The organism is Mesorhizobium sp. CO1-1-11 (assembly GCF_020164995.1).
Lineage (GTDB): Bacteria > Pseudomonadota > Alphaproteobacteria > Rhizobiales > Rhizobiaceae > Mesorhizobium > Mesorhizobium australicum.
Genome location: NZ_JAIUHE010000040.1, coordinates 1 through 20,589 on the forward strand (window position 1 = coordinate 1; position 20,589 = coordinate 20,589).

21 protein-coding genes are annotated in these 20,589 nt (G+C 63.5%); 8 read left to right on the forward strand and 13 right to left on the reverse strand.

Going from position 1 to position 20,589, the window contains the following annotated elements; genetic code table 11:
* Positions 1 to 23 precede the first annotated feature (23 nt).
* The 11 genes from LB554_RS28660 to LB554_RS28710 all read right to left on the reverse strand — a co-directional run bounded on the left by LB554_RS28660 (position 24) and on the right by LB554_RS28710 (position 10,295).
* Positions 24 to 911, reverse strand: coding sequence for an amidohydrolase family protein (locus LB554_RS28660; protein ID WP_224588170.1), 888 nt, complete (start codon positions 909 to 911; stop codon positions 24 to 26).
* Positions 911 to 2,182, reverse strand: coding sequence for a vWA domain-containing protein (locus LB554_RS28665; RefSeq protein ID WP_224588163.1), 1,272 nt, complete (start codon positions 2,180 to 2,182; stop codon positions 911 to 913). Before LB554_RS28665 ends, LB554_RS28660 begins: the two co-directional genes overlap by 1 nt.
* Complete coding sequence (locus LB554_RS28670; RefSeq protein WP_140615480.1) at positions 2,179 to 3,060, reverse strand: AAA family ATPase; 882 nt, start codon at positions 3,058 to 3,060, stop codon at positions 2,179 to 2,181. The genes LB554_RS28665 and LB554_RS28670 overlap by 4 nt, the downstream gene beginning before the upstream one ends.
* 8 nt (positions 3,061 to 3,068) lie before the next feature.
* On the reverse strand, positions 3,069 to 4,073 hold the full coding sequence (locus tag LB554_RS29515; protein WP_263486087.1) for a xanthine dehydrogenase family protein molybdopterin-binding subunit: 1,005 nt from the start codon (positions 4,071 to 4,073) through the stop codon (positions 3,069 to 3,071).
* A 1-nt stretch (position 4,074) separates the two neighbouring features.
* A complete protein-coding gene (locus tag LB554_RS29520; protein WP_263486088.1) occupies positions 4,075 to 5,442 on the reverse strand; it encodes a xanthine dehydrogenase family protein molybdopterin-binding subunit in 1,368 nt (455 codons plus the stop codon).
* A gap of 126 nt (positions 5,443 to 5,568) precedes the next feature.
* Entirely contained in the window at positions 5,569 to 6,051 is a 483-nt protein-coding gene (locus LB554_RS28685) for a (2Fe-2S)-binding protein (protein WP_140615484.1), read from the reverse strand.
* A gap of 57 nt (positions 6,052 to 6,108) precedes the next feature.
* The gene (locus tag LB554_RS28690) at positions 6,109 to 6,906 is read right to left on the reverse strand and encodes an FAD binding domain-containing protein (protein WP_224588164.1); all 798 of its coding nucleotides are present in this window, start codon (positions 6,904 to 6,906) and stop codon (positions 6,109 to 6,111) included.
* A gap of 21 nt (positions 6,907 to 6,927) precedes the next feature.
* Positions 6,928 to 7,371 (reverse strand): SRPBCC family protein, encoded by a 444-nt coding sequence (locus LB554_RS28695; protein WP_140615488.1) that lies wholly within the window; start codon positions 7,369 to 7,371, stop codon positions 6,928 to 6,930.
* 114 nt (positions 7,372 to 7,485) lie between these two features.
* Positions 7,486 to 8,313, reverse strand: a complete 828-nt coding sequence (locus LB554_RS28700) for a helix-turn-helix domain-containing protein (RefSeq protein ID WP_224588165.1) — start codon at positions 8,311 to 8,313, stop codon at positions 7,486 to 7,488.
* A gap of 178 nt (positions 8,314 to 8,491) precedes the next feature.
* On the reverse strand, positions 8,492 to 9,490 hold the full coding sequence (locus tag LB554_RS28705; protein WP_015317104.1) for an ABC transporter permease: 999 nt from the start codon (positions 9,488 to 9,490) through the stop codon (positions 8,492 to 8,494).
* Between the two features lie 61 nt (positions 9,491 to 9,551).
* On the reverse strand, positions 9,552 to 10,295 hold the full coding sequence (locus LB554_RS28710) for an ATP-binding cassette domain-containing protein (RefSeq protein ID WP_015317105.1): 744 nt from the start codon (positions 10,293 to 10,295) through the stop codon (positions 9,552 to 9,554).
* Positions 10,296 to 10,744: 449 nt separating this feature from the next.
* Between LB554_RS28710 and LB554_RS28715 the strand changes: the two genes are divergently transcribed.
* Together LB554_RS28715 and LB554_RS28720 are read left to right on the forward strand one after the other, a co-directional pair.
* Positions 10,745 to 11,734, forward strand: coding sequence for a sugar-binding protein (locus LB554_RS28715; RefSeq protein ID WP_140615496.1), 990 nt, complete (start codon positions 10,745 to 10,747; stop codon positions 11,732 to 11,734).
* Positions 11,735 to 11,921: 187 nt separating this feature from the next.
* Positions 11,922 to 12,704, forward strand: a complete 783-nt coding sequence (locus LB554_RS28720) for a FadR/GntR family transcriptional regulator (RefSeq protein WP_140615498.1) — start codon at positions 11,922 to 11,924, stop codon at positions 12,702 to 12,704.
* A 20-nt stretch (positions 12,705 to 12,724) separates the two neighbouring features.
* Here LB554_RS28720 and LB554_RS28725 read toward each other — a convergent pair whose 3' ends face one another.
* Positions 12,725 to 13,663: an NAD(P)-dependent oxidoreductase gene (locus LB554_RS28725; RefSeq protein ID WP_224588166.1), complete on the reverse strand. Its 939-nt coding sequence runs from the start codon at positions 13,661 to 13,663 to the stop codon at positions 12,725 to 12,727.
* 120 nt (positions 13,664 to 13,783) lie between these two features.
* Here LB554_RS28725 and LB554_RS28730 point away from each other — a divergent pair, with 120 nt between their 5' ends.
* The 3 genes from LB554_RS28730 to LB554_RS28740 all read left to right on the forward strand — a co-directional run bounded on the left by LB554_RS28730 (position 13,784) and on the right by LB554_RS28740 (position 16,156).
* On the forward strand, positions 13,784 to 14,680 hold the full coding sequence (locus LB554_RS28730) for an NAD-dependent epimerase/dehydratase family protein (RefSeq protein ID WP_224588167.1): 897 nt from the start codon (positions 13,784 to 13,786) through the stop codon (positions 14,678 to 14,680).
* Between the two features lie 101 nt (positions 14,681 to 14,781).
* Entirely contained in the window at positions 14,782 to 15,558 is a 777-nt protein-coding gene (locus LB554_RS28735) for a FadR/GntR family transcriptional regulator (RefSeq protein ID WP_140615504.1), read from the forward strand.
* 154 nt (positions 15,559 to 15,712) lie between these two features.
* A complete protein-coding gene (locus tag LB554_RS28740) occupies positions 15,713 to 16,156 on the forward strand; it encodes an SRPBCC family protein (RefSeq protein WP_224588168.1) in 444 nt (147 codons plus the stop codon).
* An 84-nt stretch (positions 16,157 to 16,240) separates the two neighbouring features.
* On the opposite strand, the gene LB554_RS28745 is transcribed toward LB554_RS28740, so the two are convergent.
* Complete coding sequence (locus LB554_RS28745) at positions 16,241 to 16,531, reverse strand: DUF3175 domain-containing protein (RefSeq protein ID WP_015317112.1); 291 nt, start codon at positions 16,529 to 16,531, stop codon at positions 16,241 to 16,243.
* Positions 16,532 to 16,703: 172 nt separating this feature from the next.
* Here LB554_RS28745 and LB554_RS28750 point away from each other — a divergent pair, with 172 nt between their 5' ends.
* The 3 genes from LB554_RS28750 to LB554_RS28760 all read left to right on the forward strand — a co-directional run bounded on the left by LB554_RS28750 (position 16,704) and on the right by LB554_RS28760 (position 20,557).
* Positions 16,704 to 17,933 carry an MFS transporter gene (locus LB554_RS28750; RefSeq protein WP_140714483.1) on the forward strand — a complete coding sequence of 410 codons (1,230 nt, stop codon included), beginning with the start codon at positions 16,704 to 16,706 and terminating at the stop codon, positions 17,931 to 17,933.
* Positions 17,934 to 18,092: 159 nt separating this feature from the next.
* Positions 18,093 to 19,121, forward strand: coding sequence for a LacI family DNA-binding transcriptional regulator (locus tag LB554_RS28755; protein ID WP_140714485.1), 1,029 nt, complete (start codon positions 18,093 to 18,095; stop codon positions 19,119 to 19,121).
* A 308-nt stretch (positions 19,122 to 19,429) separates the two neighbouring features.
* Entirely contained in the window at positions 19,430 to 20,557 is a 1,128-nt protein-coding gene (locus LB554_RS28760; RefSeq protein ID WP_224588169.1) for a sugar ABC transporter substrate-binding protein, read from the forward strand.
* Positions 20,558 to 20,589: the final 32 nt, after the last annotated feature.

The following is a 20,589-nucleotide window of genomic DNA, read 5'->3' on the forward strand; positions in this document are numbered from 1 at the left end:
GGGCGGGGCGAACTCCCTGGCGGTCAAGCCGGCCGGTAGATCCGCTCCGCCGTATTCCAGAAGATATCAGCCTCGGCCGCCGGACCGTGCTTCGCTACAGCCGCGCGGTGGGCCTTGATCAGTTCGGCGTGGCTCGTCCACAACTTCTCGATGGGGAAGTTGGAACCGAACATCAGGTGATCCGCGCCCAATATCTCGATCGCGTTGTCGACGATATAGGCGATCAGCGCCGGGTCGTTGCGGTGGACGAAGGTGCCGAGGCCAGACAGCTTGGCGTAGACGTTCGGCGCCGCCGACAGCGTGCGCAGCCCAGCCTTCCAGTCTTCGGTGGTTTCCTGATCCATGCCGGTCAGCATGCCGGCGTGGGTGAGGATGAAATTGGTCTCTGGATTTTCTCCGACCAGCGTCAACCCGTCTTTCATCTGGGCGGGAAAGAGCTGCAGGTCGAAGGACAGGTCATAATCCTTCAGCCGCGCCACATTGGCTCGTACCCTGGGATCGATCACCTGATCGGGGCCAGTGGCGAAGCGGAAGGCCGGGGTCTCGTGCCAATGCAACTGCATGCGCACGCCGCGCAGCAGCGGATATTTTTTCAAGCGGTCGATCTGGGGTCTGATATCGTCCACCGTCATGTCGGTGTAGCCGACGATGGCGTGCGGCCAGCCGGTTTCGTCAGCCGTTTTCTGCAGGAAGGCGACTTCCCTCTCGAAATCCTCCTTCGCCCAGTTGGTCTGGACGTAGACCGCTTTCTCGACGCCGGAACCCTGCTGGTCGGCGAGAAACTCCTCGATCGGATAGTCGCGGCGGATCGGCTCGTAGGGGCCGAAGATGCGCGGCACCATCGGCCCGACCAGCCAGGGCTGGTCCTGCTGGCGCCAGATGTGGAAATGCGCGTCGATGGCTTTCTGCATCACGATACCCTTTTCCAGATTGTCGCCGCCCGTGGAGCAGGGCGGGCGAGCGACAGGATGAAATCGGTGAGGCCAGCGAGCGACGAGCCGTCGACCAGATCGTCGAGGTCGGGCAGGATGGCGCGAAGTGCCGCCGTTGCCGGCTGGAAGCGCGGGTCGCCGGCCAAAGGTGTCGCCAACGACAGCCGGAACGCGCGGGCGCTCAGCCGGCGCATCGCCGTCTCCAGTTCGGCATGGCCGCCGCGCTCCAGCGCGTCGGACAGGATGATCACTGCCGCACCACGTGCGAAGGCTGAAAAACGCGGCACGGAGAGGAAGGCACGCAGCGTTGGCCCCATGCGGGTGCCGCCGTCCCAGTCGTCGACCTGGGCTGCCGCTCGCGCCAACGCCTGGTCCCTGTCGCGGATCCGCAGCGCTGACGTGATGCGGTTTAGGCGCGTGCCGAAGGTGAAGATTTCTGCCCGGTCAGCGCCTTGCACGGCGGCATGCGCGAGCTTCAAATAATCCGACGTGTGCAGTTTCATCGAGCCGGACACATCGATCAGGATCAGCAGTTTGCGCGGCACGGTCTGGCGGCGGCGCAACAAGGGTGAGGGGACATCGCCATCGGCGCTGACGATTTCCCTGAGCGAGCGGCGCAGGTCGAGCTTGCCGCGCGAATGAGTGCGCACCGTGCGGAAGGAGCGGCGCGCGGGCAGGGCGCTCGACAGTTGGCGGCGAAAGATAGCCAGCCTGTCGTCGTCGCGCTGGAAGTCGCGGCTGCTCAACTGTTCGATCGCCGAGGATAGCTCGCCGCCTTCCTGTCGCTGCTCGGCTTCGATCCGCTCGTCGTCGGCGCCGCCATCATCCTTGACGCGGGTTTCCTCGTCGCTGTCGTCTTCCACCACGGCTGATGTGTTGCCGTAAAAATGGCTTTGGAAATGCGCCTCGAATTCTTCACGGCGGTCAGGTGGCGGCGCCAGGGTGGCCAGCGCTGCCTCGCGGATGTCGGCCATCGAGCGGGGGCCAAGCAAGGTTACCGCCTGCATGAAGCCGGAGACTTGTTCGGGGGCGATTATAAAGCCGTAGCGGCGCAGCAGTTGGCCGAAGCCAAGGAAGGGCGTGGCGGCGGGAGGTACGCTCTCCTCGCCCCGTTTACGGGGAGAGGATGCCGGCAGGCAGGTGAGGGGCAGCGCCGACTTCTGGCCATCGTGGCGCCGCCCCTCATCCGCCCCTTCGGGACACCTTCTCCCCGTGAACGGGGAGAAGGGATCGTTGACGTCCCGGCTCACGCCAGCGCCTCCTCGACGATGCGGCCAAGCTCGGGGGCGATGTAGGAGAGGTCTTCCTCGTCCTTGATCAACACGCCGATGGCGCGGCGGAAGGCTTCCGGCCATGGGCTGCCGCCCTTTTCCAGGATCGTCGCGGCATTGGCCCATTCGACGGCCTCGGCGATGCCGGGCGGCTTGGCGAGCGGACGGGCGCGAATGGTCTGCACGGCGGCCGCCACCGCGCGCGCGGTAGCCTCCGCGACATCGCCAGCACGCAGCATGATGATGGCGGCCTCGCGTTCGGCGTCGGGGTAGCCGATCCAGTGATAGACGCAGCGGCGGCGCAGCGCCTCGGCCAGTTCACGGGTGCGGTTCGAGGTCAGGATGACGATCGGCTGTGCGGCGGCACGGATGGTGCCGCGCTCGGGAATGCTGATCTGGAAATCGGACAGGAATTCCAGCAGCAGCGCTTCGAATTCATGATCCGAGCGATCGATCTCGTCGACCAGCAAAACTCGCTGCTGCGGCGCCTTCAGCACCTGCAGCAGCGGCCGGGCAATCAGGAAACGGTCGTCATAGATGTCGATCTCGTGCTCGCCGGCATGGCGGATGGCGAGCAGTTGGCGCTGATAGTTCCACTCATAAAGCGCATGCGCGGCGTCGATGCCTTCGTAGCATTGCAGGCGCACCAGATCGCGGCCGAGCAACTCGGCGATCGCCTTGGCGGCTTCCGTCTTGCCGACGCCCGGCGCGCCTTCGAGAAGCAGCGGCTTGCCCAGCCGGATCGCCAGAAAGATGGCGGTGGCGAGGCTGTCGTCGGCCAGATAGCGCGAGGCGGCGAGGCGCTCGGCCACCGCCTCCGGCGAGGTCGCGAGCGTTTCGGCGTTTACCTCGGGCATGTCGGTCCTCAGTTCTCGGCTTGCGCCTTGAGCGCGCGCAAAATGCGTTCCGGCGTGATCGGCAGCGTGTCGATACGCACGCCGACCGCGTCGAAGACGGCGTTGGCGACCGCCGGTATTTGCGGGTTGGCGCACATTTCGCCCGGTCCCTTGGCGCCATAGGGGCCATCTGCCGAGGGCCGCTCCAGCACGATGATTTCGGTTTCGGCGAGGTCGCCGGGGCCAGGCATCAGATACTGGTTGAAGTCGGTGCCGCCATGGTCGCGGTTGGGATAATAGGGTTCCGTCGTCTCGTAGAGCGCATGGCTGATGCCCATCCAGGAGCCGCCGACCAGCTGCTGCTCGACCATTTTGGGGTTCAACGCGCGGCCGATCTCGAAGACGTTCTTGACCGTCAGCACCGTGACCTCGCCGGTTTCGTCGTCGACTTCGACCTCGGCCACCGTGCAGGCATGCGCGTAACAGGTCGACGGCTTCATCGCGCCGGTTTCCTTCTCCGGATAGGAGCGCGGGATCAAAAACATGCCGCGGCCTGAGATCGAGCGGCCGCGCTTGAAATGCGCCGACAGGGCGACATCGAAGATCGAGATCGATCTCTGTGGCGCGCCCTTGACCAGTATGTTGCCCTGGCCGTCGGTTTCGAGGTCAGAGGCATTCACCTCCAGTTCCTCGGCCGCCACTTCAAGCATCACCTGGCGGGCTTCCCTGGCGGCCTGGATGACCGCGTTGCCGGCGCGGTGGGTGCCGCGCGAGGCGAAGGTGCCCATGCAGTGCGGGCCGGTGTCGGTGTCGGCGGTGTCGACGACGACGCGGTCGGTCGGCACGCCGATCGTCTCGGCGCAGATCTGAGCCATGATCTGCTTCATGCCCTGGCCGAGATCGACGCTGGAAAGTGTGACCATGAAATTGCCGGTCGGGGTCGAATGCACCAGCGCCTGGGTCGGGTCGCCGCCAAGGTTCATGCCGGTGGGATAGTTGATCGCGGCGACGCCGCGTCCACGCCTGATCGCCATCTCAAGCTCCGTTCTTGTACGAGGACATCGCCATGTATTTCTCCGCCACCGGCCAGTGGGCGGCGCGCGAGGCTTCCTGCATGCATTCGATGAGTGCCGCGCCCTCGGTCGGCTGGCGATGCGCCTTCATGTCGCCGTCGCGATAGGCGTTGACGAAGCGGAATTCGAGTGGATCCATGCCGATCAGCCGCGCCAGCTTGTCCATCTGCACCTCCAGCGCGAAGTCGCCGATGGTGACGCCGAAGCCGCGCATGGCCGACGACGGCGTGCGATTTGTGTAGACGCAGTAGGTGTCGATCCAGACGTTGGGGATGGTGTAGGGACCGGGATAGTGCCCGGCGCCCTTCTGCGCGCCATAGGGCGAGTGGCGGGAGTAGGCACCGGCATCGGTGTAGCCGGTGACCTTCCGTGCGACGATGCGGCCATCGTTCATGACGCCGTCCTTGATGACGACTTTTTCGGCCGCGCGGGGCGAGGAGATCTGCATCTCCTCCTCGCGGCTGTAGATAAAACAGACTGGTCGCCCGGTTAGTTTTGCGCCGAGGATGGCTATCGGTTCGACGATGACATCGACCTTGCCGCCGAAACCGCCGCCGACCGTGCCGCCGACAAAATGCAGCTTGCTGCCCGGCATCTGCAGGATGATCGAGGTGTTGTCGAGGGTGAAGAACATCGCCTGTGTATTGGTGTAGCAGGTGAAGCGGTCATTGCCCTCGGGCGCCACCACGCAACCGGTGGTCTCGGTCGGCGCATGCTCGATCGGCGAGGACTGGTAGCTTTGCTCCAGCACGTGATCGGCCTCGGCAAAGCCCGCCTCGACATCGCCGAAGCGCACCTTGCGGCACGCGCCGCTGTCATAGAGGTAATGGTTCTGGCCGTGATATTCGTTGACGATGGGCGCGCCGGGCTTCAGCGCTTCCTCCATGTCGAACACGGCGGGCAGCACTTCATAATCGACCTTGACCTTGGCGGCGGCTTCCTGGGCGGCCCGCTCGGTTTCGGCCAGCACCGCCACCACGGCCTCGCCCTTCCAGCGTACCTTACCGTCGGCCAGGACCGTCTCGTCTTCCGGTCCGATCTGGATCAGGATCAGGATCGTGTAGACATTGTGCGGCACGTCCTTGGCCGTCAGCACCTTGACCACGCCCGGATGTTTTTCGGCCTCCGACGTGTCGATCGAGCGGATGCGGGCATGGTGATGAGGGCTGCGCACCATCTTCAAATGCAGCATGCCGGGAAAGTTGCGGTCGGCGAAATAGGCGGTCTTTCCGGTGACGTGGCCTGGCGAATCCGAGCGTGGCCGCGCCTGGCCGATCTCATGCAGATCGTCCTTGCGGACATCGGCGAAGTAGCTCTTGCGCAATTCCATTTCTTTGGTCCCTCAGAGCATGATGCCGAAAAGTGTGAAGCGGTTTTCGGGCGACATCATGCTCTATCTCTTTGATTTAGAGCCGGATTCGGATTTCAGGTCTGTTCGACCTGAAATCATCCGGCTCTAGGCCGCGTTCTGCGAATTGGCGCGGGCGGCGGTCAGCACCGCCTGGATGATCGGCTCGTAGCCGGTGCAGCGGCAGACGTTCCCGGACAGCGCCTCGACGACATCCTCGCGGCTGGGATTGGGCGTGTGGTCGAGCAGCACCTTGGCGGCCATGATCATGCCCGGCGTGCAAAAACCGCATTGGCTGGCGAATGTGTCGAGGAAGGCGCGCTGCAGCGGGTGCAGCACGCCGCCTTCGGCGAGGCCCGATGTGGTCGTGATCGTTGCACCGTTGCAGGTCTCGGCCAGCGTCAGGCAGGAGAGCCTCAACTCGCCGTCGATGATGACGGAGCAGGCGCCGCACGTGCCTTGGTGGCAGCCGCCCTTCGGCGAGGTGTCGCCGACCTTGTCGCGCAAGGCATTGAGCAGCGTCGTGCCGCTTTCTATGAATTCGGCTTTTTCGGAGCCGTTGAGCGTGAATTGAACCGGGACCTTTGCCATTCTTCCTCCTTGCGCGCCTGCCCGAGGAGCGGACAGACGCGCGCCCTCCCACGGGTTTTATTCGGTCAGCAGCAGCCGGCCGAGATGCACCGGCAGCACTTCGGCGCGATACCAGGCGCTGGCGATCGGGTCGGTGATGGGCGAGATGCCTTCAGCCGCGGCGGCCAGCGCCGGTGCGATGCCATCCGGGTCGAGCGTCCTGCCGAGCAGCGCTTTTTCCGCTGCCTTGGCACGCATCGGCCGATCGGCCATGCAGCCCAGCGCGACCCGCGCTGAGGACACGGTCCTGTCTCCAGCCTGTTCCAGAACGATGGCGATGCTCAGCACCGAGACCCCCTTGGGCTTGACCCGCGACACTTTGAGGAAGCGGAAGCTGTCGGTCTTCGGAAGCGTGAAACCGACCGACGTGACGATGGCGCGGCTGTCGTCCCGTGCGGCCAGGAAGGTCTCGATAGGGCTTTCGCCGTCATCGGCAGCGATCGTTGCGTCGAGCGCCAGCAGGGCCACGGCGAAATCGCCATAGGGCGCCGGCGAGAACAGATTGCCGCCGATGGTCGCCATGTTGCGGATCGCCGGGCCACCGACGGCGCGCGCGGCCTTGGCGAGGGTACCGAGTTCCGGATGGCGGGCGATCTCCGCCATTGTCACCGAAGCGCCGATGCGCACCTTGCCGCCGGACAGGGCGATGCCCGACAGGGCCGGGTCGGAGGCGCGGACAAGAGTGGAGACGGAGATATCGCCTTCATTGGCGGCTCGAACCACAAGCGTGCCGCCGCCGAGATAGCGGCTGCCAGCGACCGTCAGCGCCGCATTGGCGTCCTTCACGGTCGAGAATGTCTGCAATGCCAGCGCCATGGCGCGCTCCCGTGGTTTGGCTCAGCCTTGCTCGGCGAAATGGCTCTTCAGGGCGTTGAAGCCGCCCTGGAAGACATTGGCGCCCATGCCCTCGGCCAGCTTGTCGGCTTCTTCGGGTGCTGCGTCGAAGCTGGCGGTCCATTCGGCATAGGTGCGGTCGCCGTCGGTGACGCGCCTGAGCTGCAGCGTCGCCTTGTGGTTGGTGAGGGGCTGCGGCGTTTCCAGGATGGAATAGCTGACGAGGAAATTGTCATCGGAGAAGTCGAGCAGTTTTTCGCGCAGGCGGGCACCGCTGGCCAGCTGGAAGTTGCGCACGCAGCCGATCGTGCTGGCATCCTTGCCGTCTTCGATATGGCTCTCGACCATGCGTGGATGCCAATCCGGCAACCCGTTGAAGTCGCGTATGCGCGCCCAAACCTTTTCGACCGGTGCGTCGATCACGCTGGAAATGGTGACTTTGGGCATAAGATGTTCCCTTGCGAATTTCGTTGCGGCAAGGGTAGGGCGCTAGCGCGCACAGCGCTTATCAATGCGTCTTGAGCATCTATCAACCAGTCTGAAAAACAGATGGCTGCCGGCTCAGGCCATTGCCCGCGCGGCCTCGCGGTAGAGCGTCGGCGGCACGCCGACATGGTCACGGAAGAAGCGCGAGAAATTGCCTTGCGTGGTGAAGCCGAGATTGCAGGCGACCGAGATCAGCGGCTCGCGCGACCATTGCAACTGCCGCACCGCTTCCTCCATGCGCAGCGTGTTCCAGTAGACATTGGGCGTCAGGTTGGTGTGTTCCTTGAACAAGGCGAAGAAATGCGGCCGCGAAAGGCCAACGGCGCGGGCAACGTCGTCGAAGGAGATGCGTTCGCAGACATTGGCCTTCATCAGCTGGATCGCCTTGCGAACGCGGAAATCCTGCACGGTGTTTATACGGCCGCGCGCTTCCTGCGGCGCCGAGGCGTCGGCTGCATCGAGCACCGAGTCGATGAAGCGCTCGATCTCGTAATTGGCGACATCGTCGACGCTCTCATTGTCGGTGAGATGGTCGAGCAGGCTGGCGGCCGCCTGGTGCAGCCAAGGCTCGAGCGCGATCGCCGCCCGCGAAAACAGCGGCGCGCTGGATGGCAGGTCGCGCCGGCGGCGGGCCCAGTCGGGATCGATGTAGAAGGCGAGAAACAGACCGGGCGTCCCGTTTTGCGACAGGACGTGGCTGTGGGGCTGGAAGGAATTGATGCCGGCGGCGGTGCGAGGGCCGAGGCGGACCGTCTCGCGGCCGATGGTCATCTCGCCGGCGGTGCCTTCGAGCCAGATGATCAGATGTGCCTCGACATGGGCATGGGTGACGAAGTCGCTCGCGACATTCAGGACAGAAACATGTCCGAACCGGCCCCAGTAGAGCCTGATCGCTTCCGTCATGGCATATCCTCCCGCAAGCGACTGGCCTCCCTTCGCTTGCAGGGAGGATTGTGCGGCCGGTTTTCGGCATCCGTCAAGGCATCGGCTGTTGGCCGCTACCAATGGAGGTCGGCTTCAGCCGATTTTCAGACTGAGCGATAGGAACCAGAATGAATGGCGCTTCGACGGCGAAGAGCTCTCAGTCGCTGCGCCTGAAATTGCGGATACGGTCGAACAGAACCGCGAGCAGGATGGCGCCGCCGATGAAGGTGCCTTGCCAGAAGGCGTTGATGCCGAGCAGGCCAAGGCTGTTGCGGATCACCTCGATGAGGGCGGCACCGACGATGGCGCCAAAGGCGGTGCCGACGCCGCCGGCCAAATTGGCGCCACCGATGACGGTGGCGGCGATCACTTGCAGTTCCATGCCGTTGCCGAGATTGGTGGTGACAGCGCCGAGCCAGCCGGTTTCGATGATGCCGGCAATGCCGGCCGACAGCGCCGAGATCATGTAGACGGCGACCTTGATCTGGCGCACCGGCACGCCGGTCAGCGTCGCGGCGTGCTCGTTGCCGCCAATGGCAAAGATATGCCGGCCGAACTTCGTCCAGCGCAGGACGAAGCCGGTGATCAGGGCCAGCAGGATCGTGTAGAGCACCGGGTTGGCGATGCCGAACACCCAGGCGCCGCCGCCGAGTGCCAGCAGCTTGTCGTGGTCCGGGCCGAACTGGAAGACGACGGTGTTGTTGGAGGCGACCATGGCGAGGCTGCGGGCGATCGACAGCATGCCGAGCGTCACCACGAAGGGCGGAAAGCCCAGATAGGCGATAAAAATGCCGTTGAAGGCGCCGATGACGAGCGCGGTGGCGATCGAGGCCAGAATGCCGATCTCGATCGAATAGCCTGCATGCATGGTGACGGCCAGCACCATCGAGCACAGGCACAGCACCGAGCCGACCGACAAGTCGATGCCACCGGTGATGATGACGAAGGTCATGCCGAGCGCCACGATGGCGACGAAGGTGATGTTGCGGGTGATGTTGTAGAGGTTCTTCGAGGTGGCGAAGGCATCGGTGGCGAAGGACAGGAAGATGCAGGCCAGGATGACGGCGACCACCACCCAGAAAGTCTGGCTGGAGAACAGGCGCGACAGGAAAGTGTGCTGCTTCTGCGCGATCGTCTGGTCAAGGGTGACTGCCATTATCGACCTTTCCTGCCGGCAGCGAAACGCGCCAGCGCAATGAAACCCGGTTTTATCGCTCTCACGCCGCCTGCTCGATGGCGCCGGTGATCAGCCCGGTGACTTCCTCGGGCGAGCTCGACGCGATCGCCTTGTCGGCGACCTTCCTGCCGCGCCGCATCACGATGACGCGGTCCGCGACGTCGAAGACGTCGGGCATGCGATGGCTTATCAGCACCACGGCGATGCCCTGGTTACGCAGGTTGCGGATGAGGTTGAGCACTTCGGCGACCTGCCGCACCGAGATCGCCGCCGTCGGCTCGTCCATCAGCACGATCTTGGCCTGCGACAGCATGGTGCGGGCGATCGCCACGGCCTGGCGCTGTCCGCCCGACATCTGCTTGACGAGATCGCGCGGGCGCGTCTCGGATTTCAGCTCGGCGAAGATATGGCCGGCGCGCTTGTACATCGCCGCATAGTCAAGGATGCGGAACGGGCCGACGCCACGACGCAGTTCGCGGCCGAGATAGACATTGGCCGCCGCCGTCAGATTGTTGCAGAGCGCCAGGTCCTGGTGGACGATCTCGATGCCGTGCTGGCGCGCCTCGACCGGCTTGTGCAGGATGAGTTCCTTGTCTTCCATGCGCATCGTGCCATGGCTCGGGCGGAAATTGCCGGCGATCATCTTGACCAGCGTCGACTTGCCGGCGCCGTTGTCGCCCATCAGGCCGACGACCTCTCCAGGCTCGATCGACAGCGACACGTCGTTGACCGCCTGGATGGCGCCGAAATGCTTCGAGATGTTGGTGAGTTCGAGAACCGCCACCAGTCTTTGCCTCCCATGCCTGGCCCATCCGCACGCGGACAAGCGACAGCTTCCATTGGCTTTCCCCAGCTCCTCCCGGGGGCAGCGATGCGGTCATTTACGCGAATGGCATCGCGGGCGTCAATTGTCGAACAGGCAATTGTCAGACGAATAGCGCCATGCGGATTTTGAAAAATCCGTTTTGTAGGACAAATAGCATTGACGTTGGCGGCAAGCCGTTATTAGTTGAGCGTCGGAGGAAGACATGCCGGCTTTGACGACGCCATCGGCGGCGCCAACGGCAAGAAGGTTTTGGCGATCGTGCAGCGTCGTCGCTGGGAGGGTCGCATCTGAAAATGCTTATCGGCCTGGCCGGATTGAATGGGCGCATGCGTCTCAGTCATCTCGCATCCCGGCTGGTTTGTGTGGCGGGCACGCCGTGTCCGTCTGGTTGCAAAGGGAGGACTGACATGAGGAAAACAGTATTGCTCGCCGCCGTCGCCGCCATGGCGTTGGGCGCCGGGCCGGCTTTGGCCAAGAAGCAGCTCGTCATCGTGGTGAAAGGTCTCGACAATCCGTTCTTCGAGGCCATCCACCAGGGCTGCGAGAAATGGAACAAGGAAAACGCCAGCTCGGAATATGAATGCTTCTACACCGGCCCGGCATCGACTTCCGACGAGGCCGGCGAGGCGCAGATCGTGCAGGATATGCTGAGCAAGGCCGACACGGTGGCGATGGCGATCTCGCCGTCCAACGCGCCACTGATCGCACAGACGATCAAGAGCGCCAATCCATCGATCCCGATCATGACCGTCGACGCCGACCTCGCCAAGGAAGACGCGGCACTGCGCAAGACCTATCTCGGCACCGACAACTACCTGATGGGCAAGAAGATCGGCGAGTACATCAAGAAGGCCAAGCCGAATGGTGGCACGATCTGCACCATCGAAGGCAATCCGGCGGCCGACAACATCTTGCGTCGTGCGCAAGGCATGCGCGACGCGCTGACGGGCAAGGAAGGCCTCACGGCACTTGCCGGCGAAGGCGGCTGGACGGAAGTCGCCGGCTGCCCGGTATTCACCAATGACGACGGAGCCAAGGGCGTTCAGGCGATGACCGACATCCTCGCCGCCAATCCCAAGCTCGACGCGTTCGGCATCATGGGCGGCTGGCCGCTGTTCGGCGCGCCGCAGCCCTACCGCGACCTGGTCGGACCGCTCAAGGACCGGCTGGCCAAGAACGACTTCGTCATCGGCGCCGCCGACACGATCGGCGACGAGGTGGCCATCGCCAGGGACGGCCTTGTCACCGCGCTGGTCGGCCAGCGGCCCTTCGAAATGGGCTACAAGGCACCATCGGTGATGATCGACCTGGTCGAAGGCAAGAAGGTTGACGATCCGGTCTTCACCGGTCTCGACGAATGCACCAAGGACACGGTCGACACCTGCATCCAGAAATAGGCCGCGATTTCGGGGCGCTCGCCAACGAGCGCCCCGTTTCCTCCAATTCTTCAACAGGACGCCTTGGTTGGGGCAATCGGAGCCCGGCTTTGACGCGTCAGTGGTTTGGATTTTCGGCAACGGGATCGGTGCGCCGCGCGGGTTTGGATCAATCCGGGTGACTGGCGGCCGACCTATTGGAACGTGGATGCCGGACGAGAAGGCAAAGAAAAAAGCCGGCCGGGCCAAGGCGCAAGCCAGCCACGACCCGGCAGCCATGCGCAGGGTGGATGCGGCGCACTTTCCCGGGTCCAGCGTCCATGCCTCGCTCGCCAGCGAGATTGGCCTCAGGATCGTGCGCGGCGACTATCCGCCTGGCAGCATCCTGCCCAATGAGGCCAAATGGGCCGAAACCTTCAATGTCAGCCGTTCGGCGGTGCGCGAGGCGATCAAGATGCTGATGGCCAAGAGCCTTCTGGCGTCGCGGCCAAAGATCGGCAGTTGGGTCGAGCCGAAGGAGCGCTGGAACCTGCTCGACCGCGACGTGCTGGCCTGGTACGCGACCGCGCCGGATCGCGAAGCGTTCCTTCGCACCGTGCAGGAGTTCCGCCACATCATCGAACCGGAAGCATCCGCCTTTGCCGCAATACGGCGCAGCGACGAGCAGATGGCCGAGATCAGCCTGGCCTGCCGGGAGATGGGCGAGGCGGCCAACCTGCCCGAGCGCATCCGTGCCGACACGCGCTTCCACCTCGCCATCCTGCGGGCCTCGGGCAACGACCTTCTGGTGCCGCTCGGCGTGTTGATCGAATCGGCGCTCGACCATCTCTTCATCTTCACCACACGCCAGGTCGGTGATCAACGGCGGGCACAGAAACTGCACGAGGCGATCGAGAAAAGCATCCGCCTGCAGCGGCCAGCCGCGGCGCGCAACGCCGTGCACAAGCTGCTTGCCGACACCGATGAGGGGATCGGAAGGGGCCGGCGCTAAGGCCAGCCGACCGTCCGGATTCAGATCGTCTGCTTCCTTCCATCCTTCGTCGGCATCAGGTCGATGCCATTGACCTTGGCGATGTGCGTGGCCAGCATCGGCACGAACTGCTCGGCCGGGCCGGTTGCGTGAGCGCCGGCGAAGGCGTTCTTGGTGGCGTTGCCGAGCGGATTGGCGATGCCCGCCGCCCCCGCCATCGATTCCAGATAGGTCAGGTCCTTGAAGGCATTGGCGATGGTGAATTTGTGGGCGTCGCGGTCGCCTTCCAGCGTCCAGCGCATGAAGGTCTGATAGAAGCCGCAATCCATGCGGCCATTGCGGATGACGCTGTCGAAACGCGGCGGCGAGATGCCGACCTTCTCCGCCAGTGCCAAGGCCTCGGAATAAAGGGCGGCGTAGCCCAGCGAGATGAAATTGTTGAGCAGCTTCATGCGGTGGCCGTCTCCGGTATCGCCGATATGCACGATGCGGCCGGCCCAGGTGTCGATCACCGGCTTGACCCTGGCAAAGACGGCATCGGGCGCGCCGACCATGGCGTCGAGCGTGCCTTCCCAGGCTTCCTTCGGCGTGCGGCTGAGCGGCGCGTCGACATAGTCGACGCCGAGCGCCTTGAGTTCCGCGGCAAGTGCCACGGTCGAGACCGGATCCGATGTCGAGCAGTCGACGACGACCGCCCCCTTCTTCAAACCCTCCTTGATGCCATCGGGACCGCGAATGATAGCCTCGACCTCGCGCGAGCCGGTGACGCAGATGAAGACGATATCGGATGCCGCCGCCACATCGCGGGAAGTCGATGCCTCACGAGCGCCTCGGCCGAGAAGATCCTCCGCTGGTTTGCGGTTCTTGCGGCCGAGGAAGGTCAGGGAATATCCCTTGTCGACGATGTTCTTGGCGATGCCGTGCCCCATCAATCCAAGGCCGACAAAGCCGATCTTCTCACCCGTAGCGGTCGTGTTCATGCTGTCTGTCCTGTTCCGTGATTATCGATAATGTCGCCGCTGTTTTAGCCATAGACGGTTGCAGAAAGCAATATTGTCTGACAATACACGTAAATCCCAGGACTTTCGTGGAGACCAGAAATGACGAAGCGGATCATGTTCACCGGCGGCAGCGGCAAGGCTGGGCGCCACGTCGTGCAATATCTGGTGGAGCAGGGTTGCCAGGTGCTCAACATCGACACCAGGCCGCTCGACAATCCCAAGGTGCGCACGCTGATCACCGACATCACCGACAGCGGCCAGGTGTTCAACGCGCTGTCTAGCTATATGGGGCTGCACGAATTCGACCCCTCGCTACGCCCGCAGCCAGTGGACGCCGTGGTGCATTTCGCTGCCATTCCACGCATCATGATCACGCCCGACAACGAGGTGTTCCGCATCAATGCAATGGGCACCTACAACATCATCGAGGCGGCGGTGAAGCTTGGCATCCGCAAGGTGATCATCGCTTCCAGCGAGACGACCTACGGCCTGGTGTTCGCCAACGAGCCGCGCGATCCCGCGTATTTCCCGCTCGACGAGGACTATGACGTCGACCCGATGGACAGCTATGCGCTGTCAAAGATCGTCAACGAGAAGACCGCGCGCGCTTTCGCGCAGCGCAATGGCACGGATATCTACGCCTTGCGCATAGGCAACGTCATCGAGCCGCATGAGTATTCGCTGTTTCCGAAATGGTTCGCCGATCCTGGTTTTCGCAGGCGTATCGCCTGGAGCTACATCGATGCCCGGGACCTTGGCCAGATCACGCTGCGTGCCGTCGAGAAGGATGGGCTGGGCTACCAGGTGTTCAATGCCGCCAATGACGATACCTCGTCCGATCTGCCGACCGCCGAACTCCTGAAGCGGTTCTATCCCGACGTGCCGGTCAAGCGCGAACTCGGTGAATACGAGACGCTGCTGTCGAACCGCAAGGCGCGCGACATGCTTGGCTTCCGCCCGGAGCACAGCTGGCGCAAATACGTCAAGACCGCCTGAGCGTGGTGGAATCGCGGCTGGGTTGTGCATAGAGGCCGGCTTTGCGGCCTCACGCCCGCACCACGCTTGACAGCCTCCCTAAACCGGCCTTTCTGGACTGCATGCGGGACGCGAAGCCGAACAAGGAAAAATCGCCGAAAAAGGCTGCAGCCGCCGATCGTCCGGCCGGTGTTCGGCGAGCCGACGCGGCACGTATTCCGGGCTCCAGCGTGCACACATCACTGGCCAGCGAGATTGGGCTCAGGATCGTGCGCGGCGATTATCCGCCCGGCACCATCCTGCCCAATGAGGCCAAATGGTCGGAGACGTTCAGCGTCAGCCGCTCGGCGGTGCGCGAGGCGATCAAGATGCTGATGGCCAAGAGCCTGCTCGCATCGCGCCCCAAGATCGGCAGCTGGGTCGAACCCAGGGAACGCTGGAACCTGCTCGACCGCGATGTGCTCGCCTGGTACGCGACGTCGCCCGACCGCGAGGTTTTCCTGAAGACGGTGCAGGAATTCCGCCACATCATCGAGCCGGAAGCGACCGCATTCGCCGCCATGCGGCGCACCGACGAGCAGATGGCCGAGATCAGCCAGGCCTGCCGGGAGATGGGAGAGGCGAAAAGCTTGCAGGAGCGGACCCGTGCCGACACCCGCTTCCACCTCGCCATCCTGCGTGCCTCGGGCAATGATCTGCTGGTGCCGCTCGGCGTGCTGATCGAATCCGCCTTCGACCACCTGTTTGCCTACACGACCCGGGAGCTCGACGATTTGCAGCTCGCCCAGAAGATGCACGAAGCAATCGAAAAGAACATCCGCCTCCAGCGGCCGGATGCGGCGCGCAATGCCGTGCGCAAGCTGCTGGCCAATACCGACAACGTCATCCGTTCGCGATAGATTTCCGCGACACGGCCATTCGGCGCGGGTGTTCGCGCCTTGGAATTCGAAGCAATTCGGGGCCGGACCGCACAAAATTCAAAAGCCTGTGTCGGATCGGCTGTGCGGTACCCGTCCTTGGGGCATCGAACAGAGACCACGAAGGAGTATCGACATGCCCAGCACCGTACGTCTGCACCGCGTCCTGACCACCAGCCCGGAGAAGGTCTACCGCGCGTTCATCGAGGCCGATGCGCTTGCCAAATGGCTTCCGCCGAACGGCTTCACCTGCACGGTTCATCACTTCGAGGGCAAGATCGGCGGTACCTTCAAGATGTCGTTCCGCAACTTCACCACTGGCGACAGCCATTCGTTTGGCGGTGAGTATGTCGAGCTCGTCGCGGGCGAACTCCTGCGCTACACCGACAGGTTCGACGATCCCAACCTGCCCGGCGAGATCCAGGTGACCGTGACGCTGAAGAAAGTGTCCGTGGGCACCGAGGTGAACATCACACAAGCCGGCATTCCAGACGCCATTCCCGCCGAAGCCTGCTATCTCGGCTGGCAGGAGTCGCTGCGCAACCTGGCCAAGCTTGTCGAACCGGAGATCAGACAATAGGGCGCCGACCGGCTGGAAACGGGTTCCTCACCTCGTTTTTGATGGGGTGAGGAACAAGCTTGAGGAGCCATTGGCAGCGAAGGCCTAATCCTCTTTTGGCCGCCCGAATGCCGCACGCAATTCGTCCTTGGCGTCCTCGAGGATCTTCTTGCGAGCCGCGGGCAGGTTTTTTCCGGCCCTGTTGATGTAAAAATTCAGCATCGACATGGCGGACTGGAAGGGCTCGGCCTTGCGGCGGTGGCTGTGTTCGGCCGAACGCTTGAGCGAGGCGGCGATCTTCTTGGCGTCGTCGGATTCGAACACGTGGTCCTCGAGATCCATAGCATCGCTGTGCTCGGTCACCTCGGCCGACCATTTCTGCTTGGTGGCGGTCATGGCTGGTCTCCTTTGCGGGGTTATTGATCGGAAACTCCAGATGCTGGCGCCGGTTCCCGCGCTCGTACCTCCCTGGAGCCACGGATTTGCCCGCCGTGGCGCTGCTGTGCGCCGAGAATGCGTCGATAGTGGCCAAAACAGCAGCGGTTGAGGCCGCCGACAGGAAACGCCTTTGTCACGAACCGACTTGAGCCGGCCCAGCCCCGGTATCGACAGTTCCTACGCCTGGATGCGTCTAGCCATCTCGATGCTGCTGGCGACGATCGGTGCGGTCGGCATGTGGGCCGTCGTCGTGGTGCTGCCTGCGGTACAGGCCGAGTTCGGCGTCGACCGCGCCGCGGCATCCATGCCTTACACCGCGACCATGGTCGGCTTTGCCGCCGGCAATGTGCTGGTCGGCCGCGCCATCGATCGCATGGGTTACTGGATTCCGGCGCTGTTTTCCTCGATCGCGCTCTCCGCCGGCCTTCTGCTCGCGGCTTTGTCGACCTCGATCCTGCAATTCACCCTTGCGCAAGGCGTGCTGATCGGTCTCGGCACATCGGTGATCTTCGGGCCGCTGATCGCCGATATATCGCACTGGTTCAACCGCCGCCGCGGCGTCGCTGTCACCGCGGCCGCGGCCGGCAACTACCTCGCCGGAGCGATCTGGCCGACCATCATGCCGACGCTGATCAAGGCGGAAGGCTGGCGCTTCACCTATGCCGCCATCGGCGTCTTCTGCCTGGTCACCATGGTGCCGCTGGTGCTTTTGCTGCGCCGCGGCGCTCCGGAAGCGGCAGCCGCCGGCCCGGCCGGAAGCCGGTCCGTGCAGCCGATGCCAATGTCTCCGGCCGCGATGCAGATGCTGCTGGTCGTCGCGGGACTGGGCTGCTGCGTGGCGATGTCGATGCCGCAAGTGCACATCGTCGCCTATTGCATGGATCTTGGCTACGGCATGGCGCATGGCGCCGACATGCTGTCGATTATGATGGCCGCGGGCGTCGTCAGCCGGCTCGCCTCGGGCTTTGTCGCCGACCGCATCGGCGGTGTCAAAACCTTGCTTATCGGCTCCGTGCTGCAATGCCTGTCGCTGCTGTTCTACATCCCGTTCGACGGGCTCGCCTCGCTCTATGTCGTGTCGCTGGTCTTCGGCTTGTCGCAAGGCGGCATCGTGCCTTGCTATGCGATCATCGTGCGCGAATACCTGCCCGCCAAGGAGGCCGGCCAGCGCATCGGCATCGTGATGATGGCGACGATTTTCGGCATGGCGATCGGCGGCTGGATGTCGGGCTGGATCTACGACCTGACCGGCTCCTATGCCGCCGCTTTCCTGAACGGCATCGCCTGGAACCTGCTTAACATATTGGCGATCGGGCTGTTCATGTGGAAGGCAAGGCACAGAGCTGCCGTAGCCGCCTGAGGAAGGCCAAGCACGGCCACTTGGTGGCTCGGCTTGACAACAGGCAGTCACTGCGCGACGCCAGGGCGGATGGGTGCGGCAACAGGCCGGTGAGATGGCGACAGCTGGAAAGATCGCATTGCGGGCGCGCTTCGATGGCCATGCGCATGGGCCAAGAGCGTGACCAAGCCGCGTTCGCGCCGAGGCGGTGGCCGCCCAACCCTGTCGGATGTGGCACGCAAGGCCGGCGTCGGCGCCATCACCGTCTCACGCGCGCTGCGCGACCCGGCACGTGTTTCCGAGGAGCTGCGCCGTCAGATCCAAGCCGCCGTCGACGAACTCGGCTATGTGCCGGACCCCAATGCGCGCGCATTGGCCTCGGCGCGGGCGGAAGTGTTCGGCGTGCTGGTGCCTTCGCTGACCAACAATGTCTTCGCCGAGGTGGTGCGCGGCATCTATGACAGCCTGTCGGACAGCCCGTTCCGCATCCAGCTCGGCAACACGCACTATTCCGGACTGGAGGAAGAGCGGTTGCTGCAGCTGTTCGGTTCGCAACGCCCGGCCGCGCTCATCATTGCCGGCATCGATCAGACGCCTGCTTCGCGAAAACTCCTGGAGAATGCCGGTTGCCCGGTGGTTCAGGTGATGGAGACCGGACCCGATCCGGTGGACATGATGGTCGGCTTCTCGCATCTCGATGGCGGCCTGACGGCGACCGAGCACCTGATAGAGGCCGGGTATCGCCGGATCGGCTTCATCGGTGCACGCATGGACCCGCGCTCGCAGCGGCGCCTGGCTGGTTACCGGGTGGCGATGGAGAAGGCCGGGCTCTCGGACCCGCGCCTGATCACCACCACGCCGGTGCTGTCCAGCGTGCCGCTTGGCCGCGAACTCTTCCGCGATGCGCTTGCCAAGATGCCGACGCTCGACGGCGTGTTCTGCAACAATGACGACATCGCGCTCGGCGTGCTGTTCGAATGCCATCGTGCCTCGATCGAGGTGCCGAAGACCATCGGCATTGTCGGCTTCAACGATCTCGACATGATGCAGGTGGCGTTTCCTTCGATCACCAGCATCCGCACCCATCGCTACGAAATCGGCAGGCGCGCGGTGGCCATGGCGCTTGCGGCGATATCGGGTGACAGGCCGCGGCAGCGGGTCGTCGACCTTGGCTTCGAGCTCAAGCGCCGCGAGAGCACAGCCCGCTGAACACGCTTTCGAGAACACCCGCGAATGACGCTTTACACAACGTCATGGTAGCGCTACCATTTTCCATTGGAGAGCTTCGCCACTCAACTGTTGGGCCTGTTTATTATACATAAGCAACAGCTCATGCTTGTTTATTATGTATAATATGATAGCCTTTTCCCAACCGAAGGAGACGGCAAGGGGAGGGATCGCCGAGGTCTTCGGCATCTGGCAGGCGTGACTGGGTAAGGCGGGAGGTGCCAGCCGGGAGCGCGAAATCGCATAAAAACTGAACCGACAAATCGGAACTGCAATCGGGAGGATTATCGATGATCAAGTCACTTGTCGGCGGCATCGTTGCTGCCAGCGCATTCGTCATGCTCAATTCGGCGGCCATGGCTGCCGGCCCGGAGATCGTCTCCGGTCCCGCCGCCCAGGCCGACTGTTTCGCGCCCTGGGACGCGAACACCAAGTTCTTCAAATTTCCGAAGAAGGAAGGTCCGTTCCGCATCGCCTTCGCCAATGGCTATATCGCCAACACCTGGCGCATCCAGATGGTGCAGACGGCCAAGGCCTATGCGTCGCAGCCCGACGTGAAGGCAAAGATCAAGGAATTCAAGGTCGTCTCGACGGGCGAGGACGTGCCAGCGCAGATTTCGGCGATCAACAACTTCATCGATTCCGGCTATGACGCCATCGTCACCGACGCGCAGAACCCGACCGCCTTCGGCCCGGTCATCAAACGCGCCAAGGAAGCCGGCATCGTGCTGGTCGCCTTCGACAATATTCTCGACACCAAGGACGCCATCAACGTCAATGTCGACCAGAAGGGACTTGGCGAATTGTGGGCCAAGTGGCTGGTCGCCAATATCCCGAATGGCGGCAAGATCCTGGAAGTGCGCGGCGTCGCCGGCACCTCCGTCGACACCGATCGCCACAACGGCATCCATGAGGTGTTCGACGCCTCCGGCAAGAAGTGGGATGTGACCGAAGTCGCCGGCAAATGGGATGACGGCGTGGCGCAGAAAGTGACCGCCGATGCGATCGCCACCAACGGTCCGTTCGACGGCATCACCGGCCAGGGCGGCGACACCGGCATCGTGCAGGCGATGATGGACGCCAAGCATCCGTTCGTGCCGTTCGGCGGCGAGACCGAAAACGGCTTCCGCAAGTTCTGCGCGGCGCATTCGGCCGATGGCCTGAAGTGCACCTCCGCCGGCTCGGGCCCGGCCCAGGTCGCCGTCGCCATCAAGACGGCGATCGCGGCACTCGAAGGCGAAGTGGTGCCGCAGGAGGTGAAGCTGCCTCTGGCCGTCGCCACGGATCCGGACATGAAGGAAGGCACGGATTACTTCCCGAAGGAGTCCGACAATTTCTTCGTCGGCAATTCCTTCCCGACCTGCGGCATCAATTTCAGCGCCCAGGAAATCATGGGGCAGACCAAGGAAAACCAGTAGTCGCTTTCTATCGTCTGGCGCCGCGGCTGATC

Bases quoted from the DNA above. Each gene is read 5' to 3' on its own strand.
- LB554_RS28660 (WP_224588170.1), bottom strand. From the start codon at position 911: ATGCAGAAAGCCATCGACGCGCATTTCCACATCTGGCGCCAGCAGGAC.
- LB554_RS28670 (WP_140615480.1), bottom strand. From the start codon at position 3,060: ATGCCCGAGGTAAACGCCGAAACGCTCGCGACCTCGCCGGAGGCGGTG.
- LB554_RS29515 (WP_263486087.1), bottom strand. From the start codon at position 4,073: ATGGCGATCAGGCGTGGACGCGGCGTCGCCGCGATCAACTATCCCACC.
- LB554_RS29520 (WP_263486088.1), bottom strand. From the start codon at position 5,442: ATGGAATTGCGCAAGAGCTACTTCGCCGATGTCCGCAAGGACGATCTG.
- LB554_RS28685 (WP_140615484.1), bottom strand. From the start codon at position 6,051: ATGGCAAAGGTCCCGGTTCAATTCACGCTCAACGGCTCCGAAAAAGCC.
- LB554_RS28690 (WP_224588164.1), bottom strand. From the start codon at position 6,906: ATGGCGCTGGCATTGCAGACATTCTCGACCGTGAAGGACGCCAATGCG.
- LB554_RS28695 (WP_140615488.1), bottom strand. From the start codon at position 7,371: ATGCCCAAAGTCACCATTTCCAGCGTGATCGACGCACCGGTCGAAAAG.
- LB554_RS28700 (WP_224588165.1), bottom strand. From the start codon at position 8,313: ATGACGGAAGCGATCAGGCTCTACTGGGGCCGGTTCGGACATGTTTCT.
- LB554_RS28705 (WP_015317104.1), bottom strand. From the start codon at position 9,490: ATGGCAGTCACCCTTGACCAGACGATCGCGCAGAAGCAGCACACTTTC.
- LB554_RS28715 (WP_140615496.1), top strand. From the start codon at position 10,745: ATGAGGAAAACAGTATTGCTCGCCGCCGTCGCCGCCATGGCGTTGGGC.
- LB554_RS28720 (WP_140615498.1), top strand. From the start codon at position 11,922: ATGCCGGACGAGAAGGCAAAGAAAAAAGCCGGCCGGGCCAAGGCGCAA.
- LB554_RS28725 (WP_224588166.1), bottom strand. From the start codon at position 13,663: ATGAACACGACCGCTACGGGTGAGAAGATCGGCTTTGTCGGCCTTGGA.
- LB554_RS28730 (WP_224588167.1), top strand. From the start codon at position 13,784: ATGACGAAGCGGATCATGTTCACCGGCGGCAGCGGCAAGGCTGGGCGC.
- LB554_RS28735 (WP_140615504.1), top strand. From the start codon at position 14,782: ATGCGGGACGCGAAGCCGAACAAGGAAAAATCGCCGAAAAAGGCTGCA.
- LB554_RS28740 (WP_224588168.1), top strand. From the start codon at position 15,713: ATGCCCAGCACCGTACGTCTGCACCGCGTCCTGACCACCAGCCCGGAG.
- LB554_RS28745 (WP_015317112.1), bottom strand. From the start codon at position 16,531: ATGACCGCCACCAAGCAGAAATGGTCGGCCGAGGTGACCGAGCACAGC.
- LB554_RS28760 (WP_224588169.1), top strand. From the start codon at position 19,430: ATGATCAAGTCACTTGTCGGCGGCATCGTTGCTGCCAGCGCATTCGTC.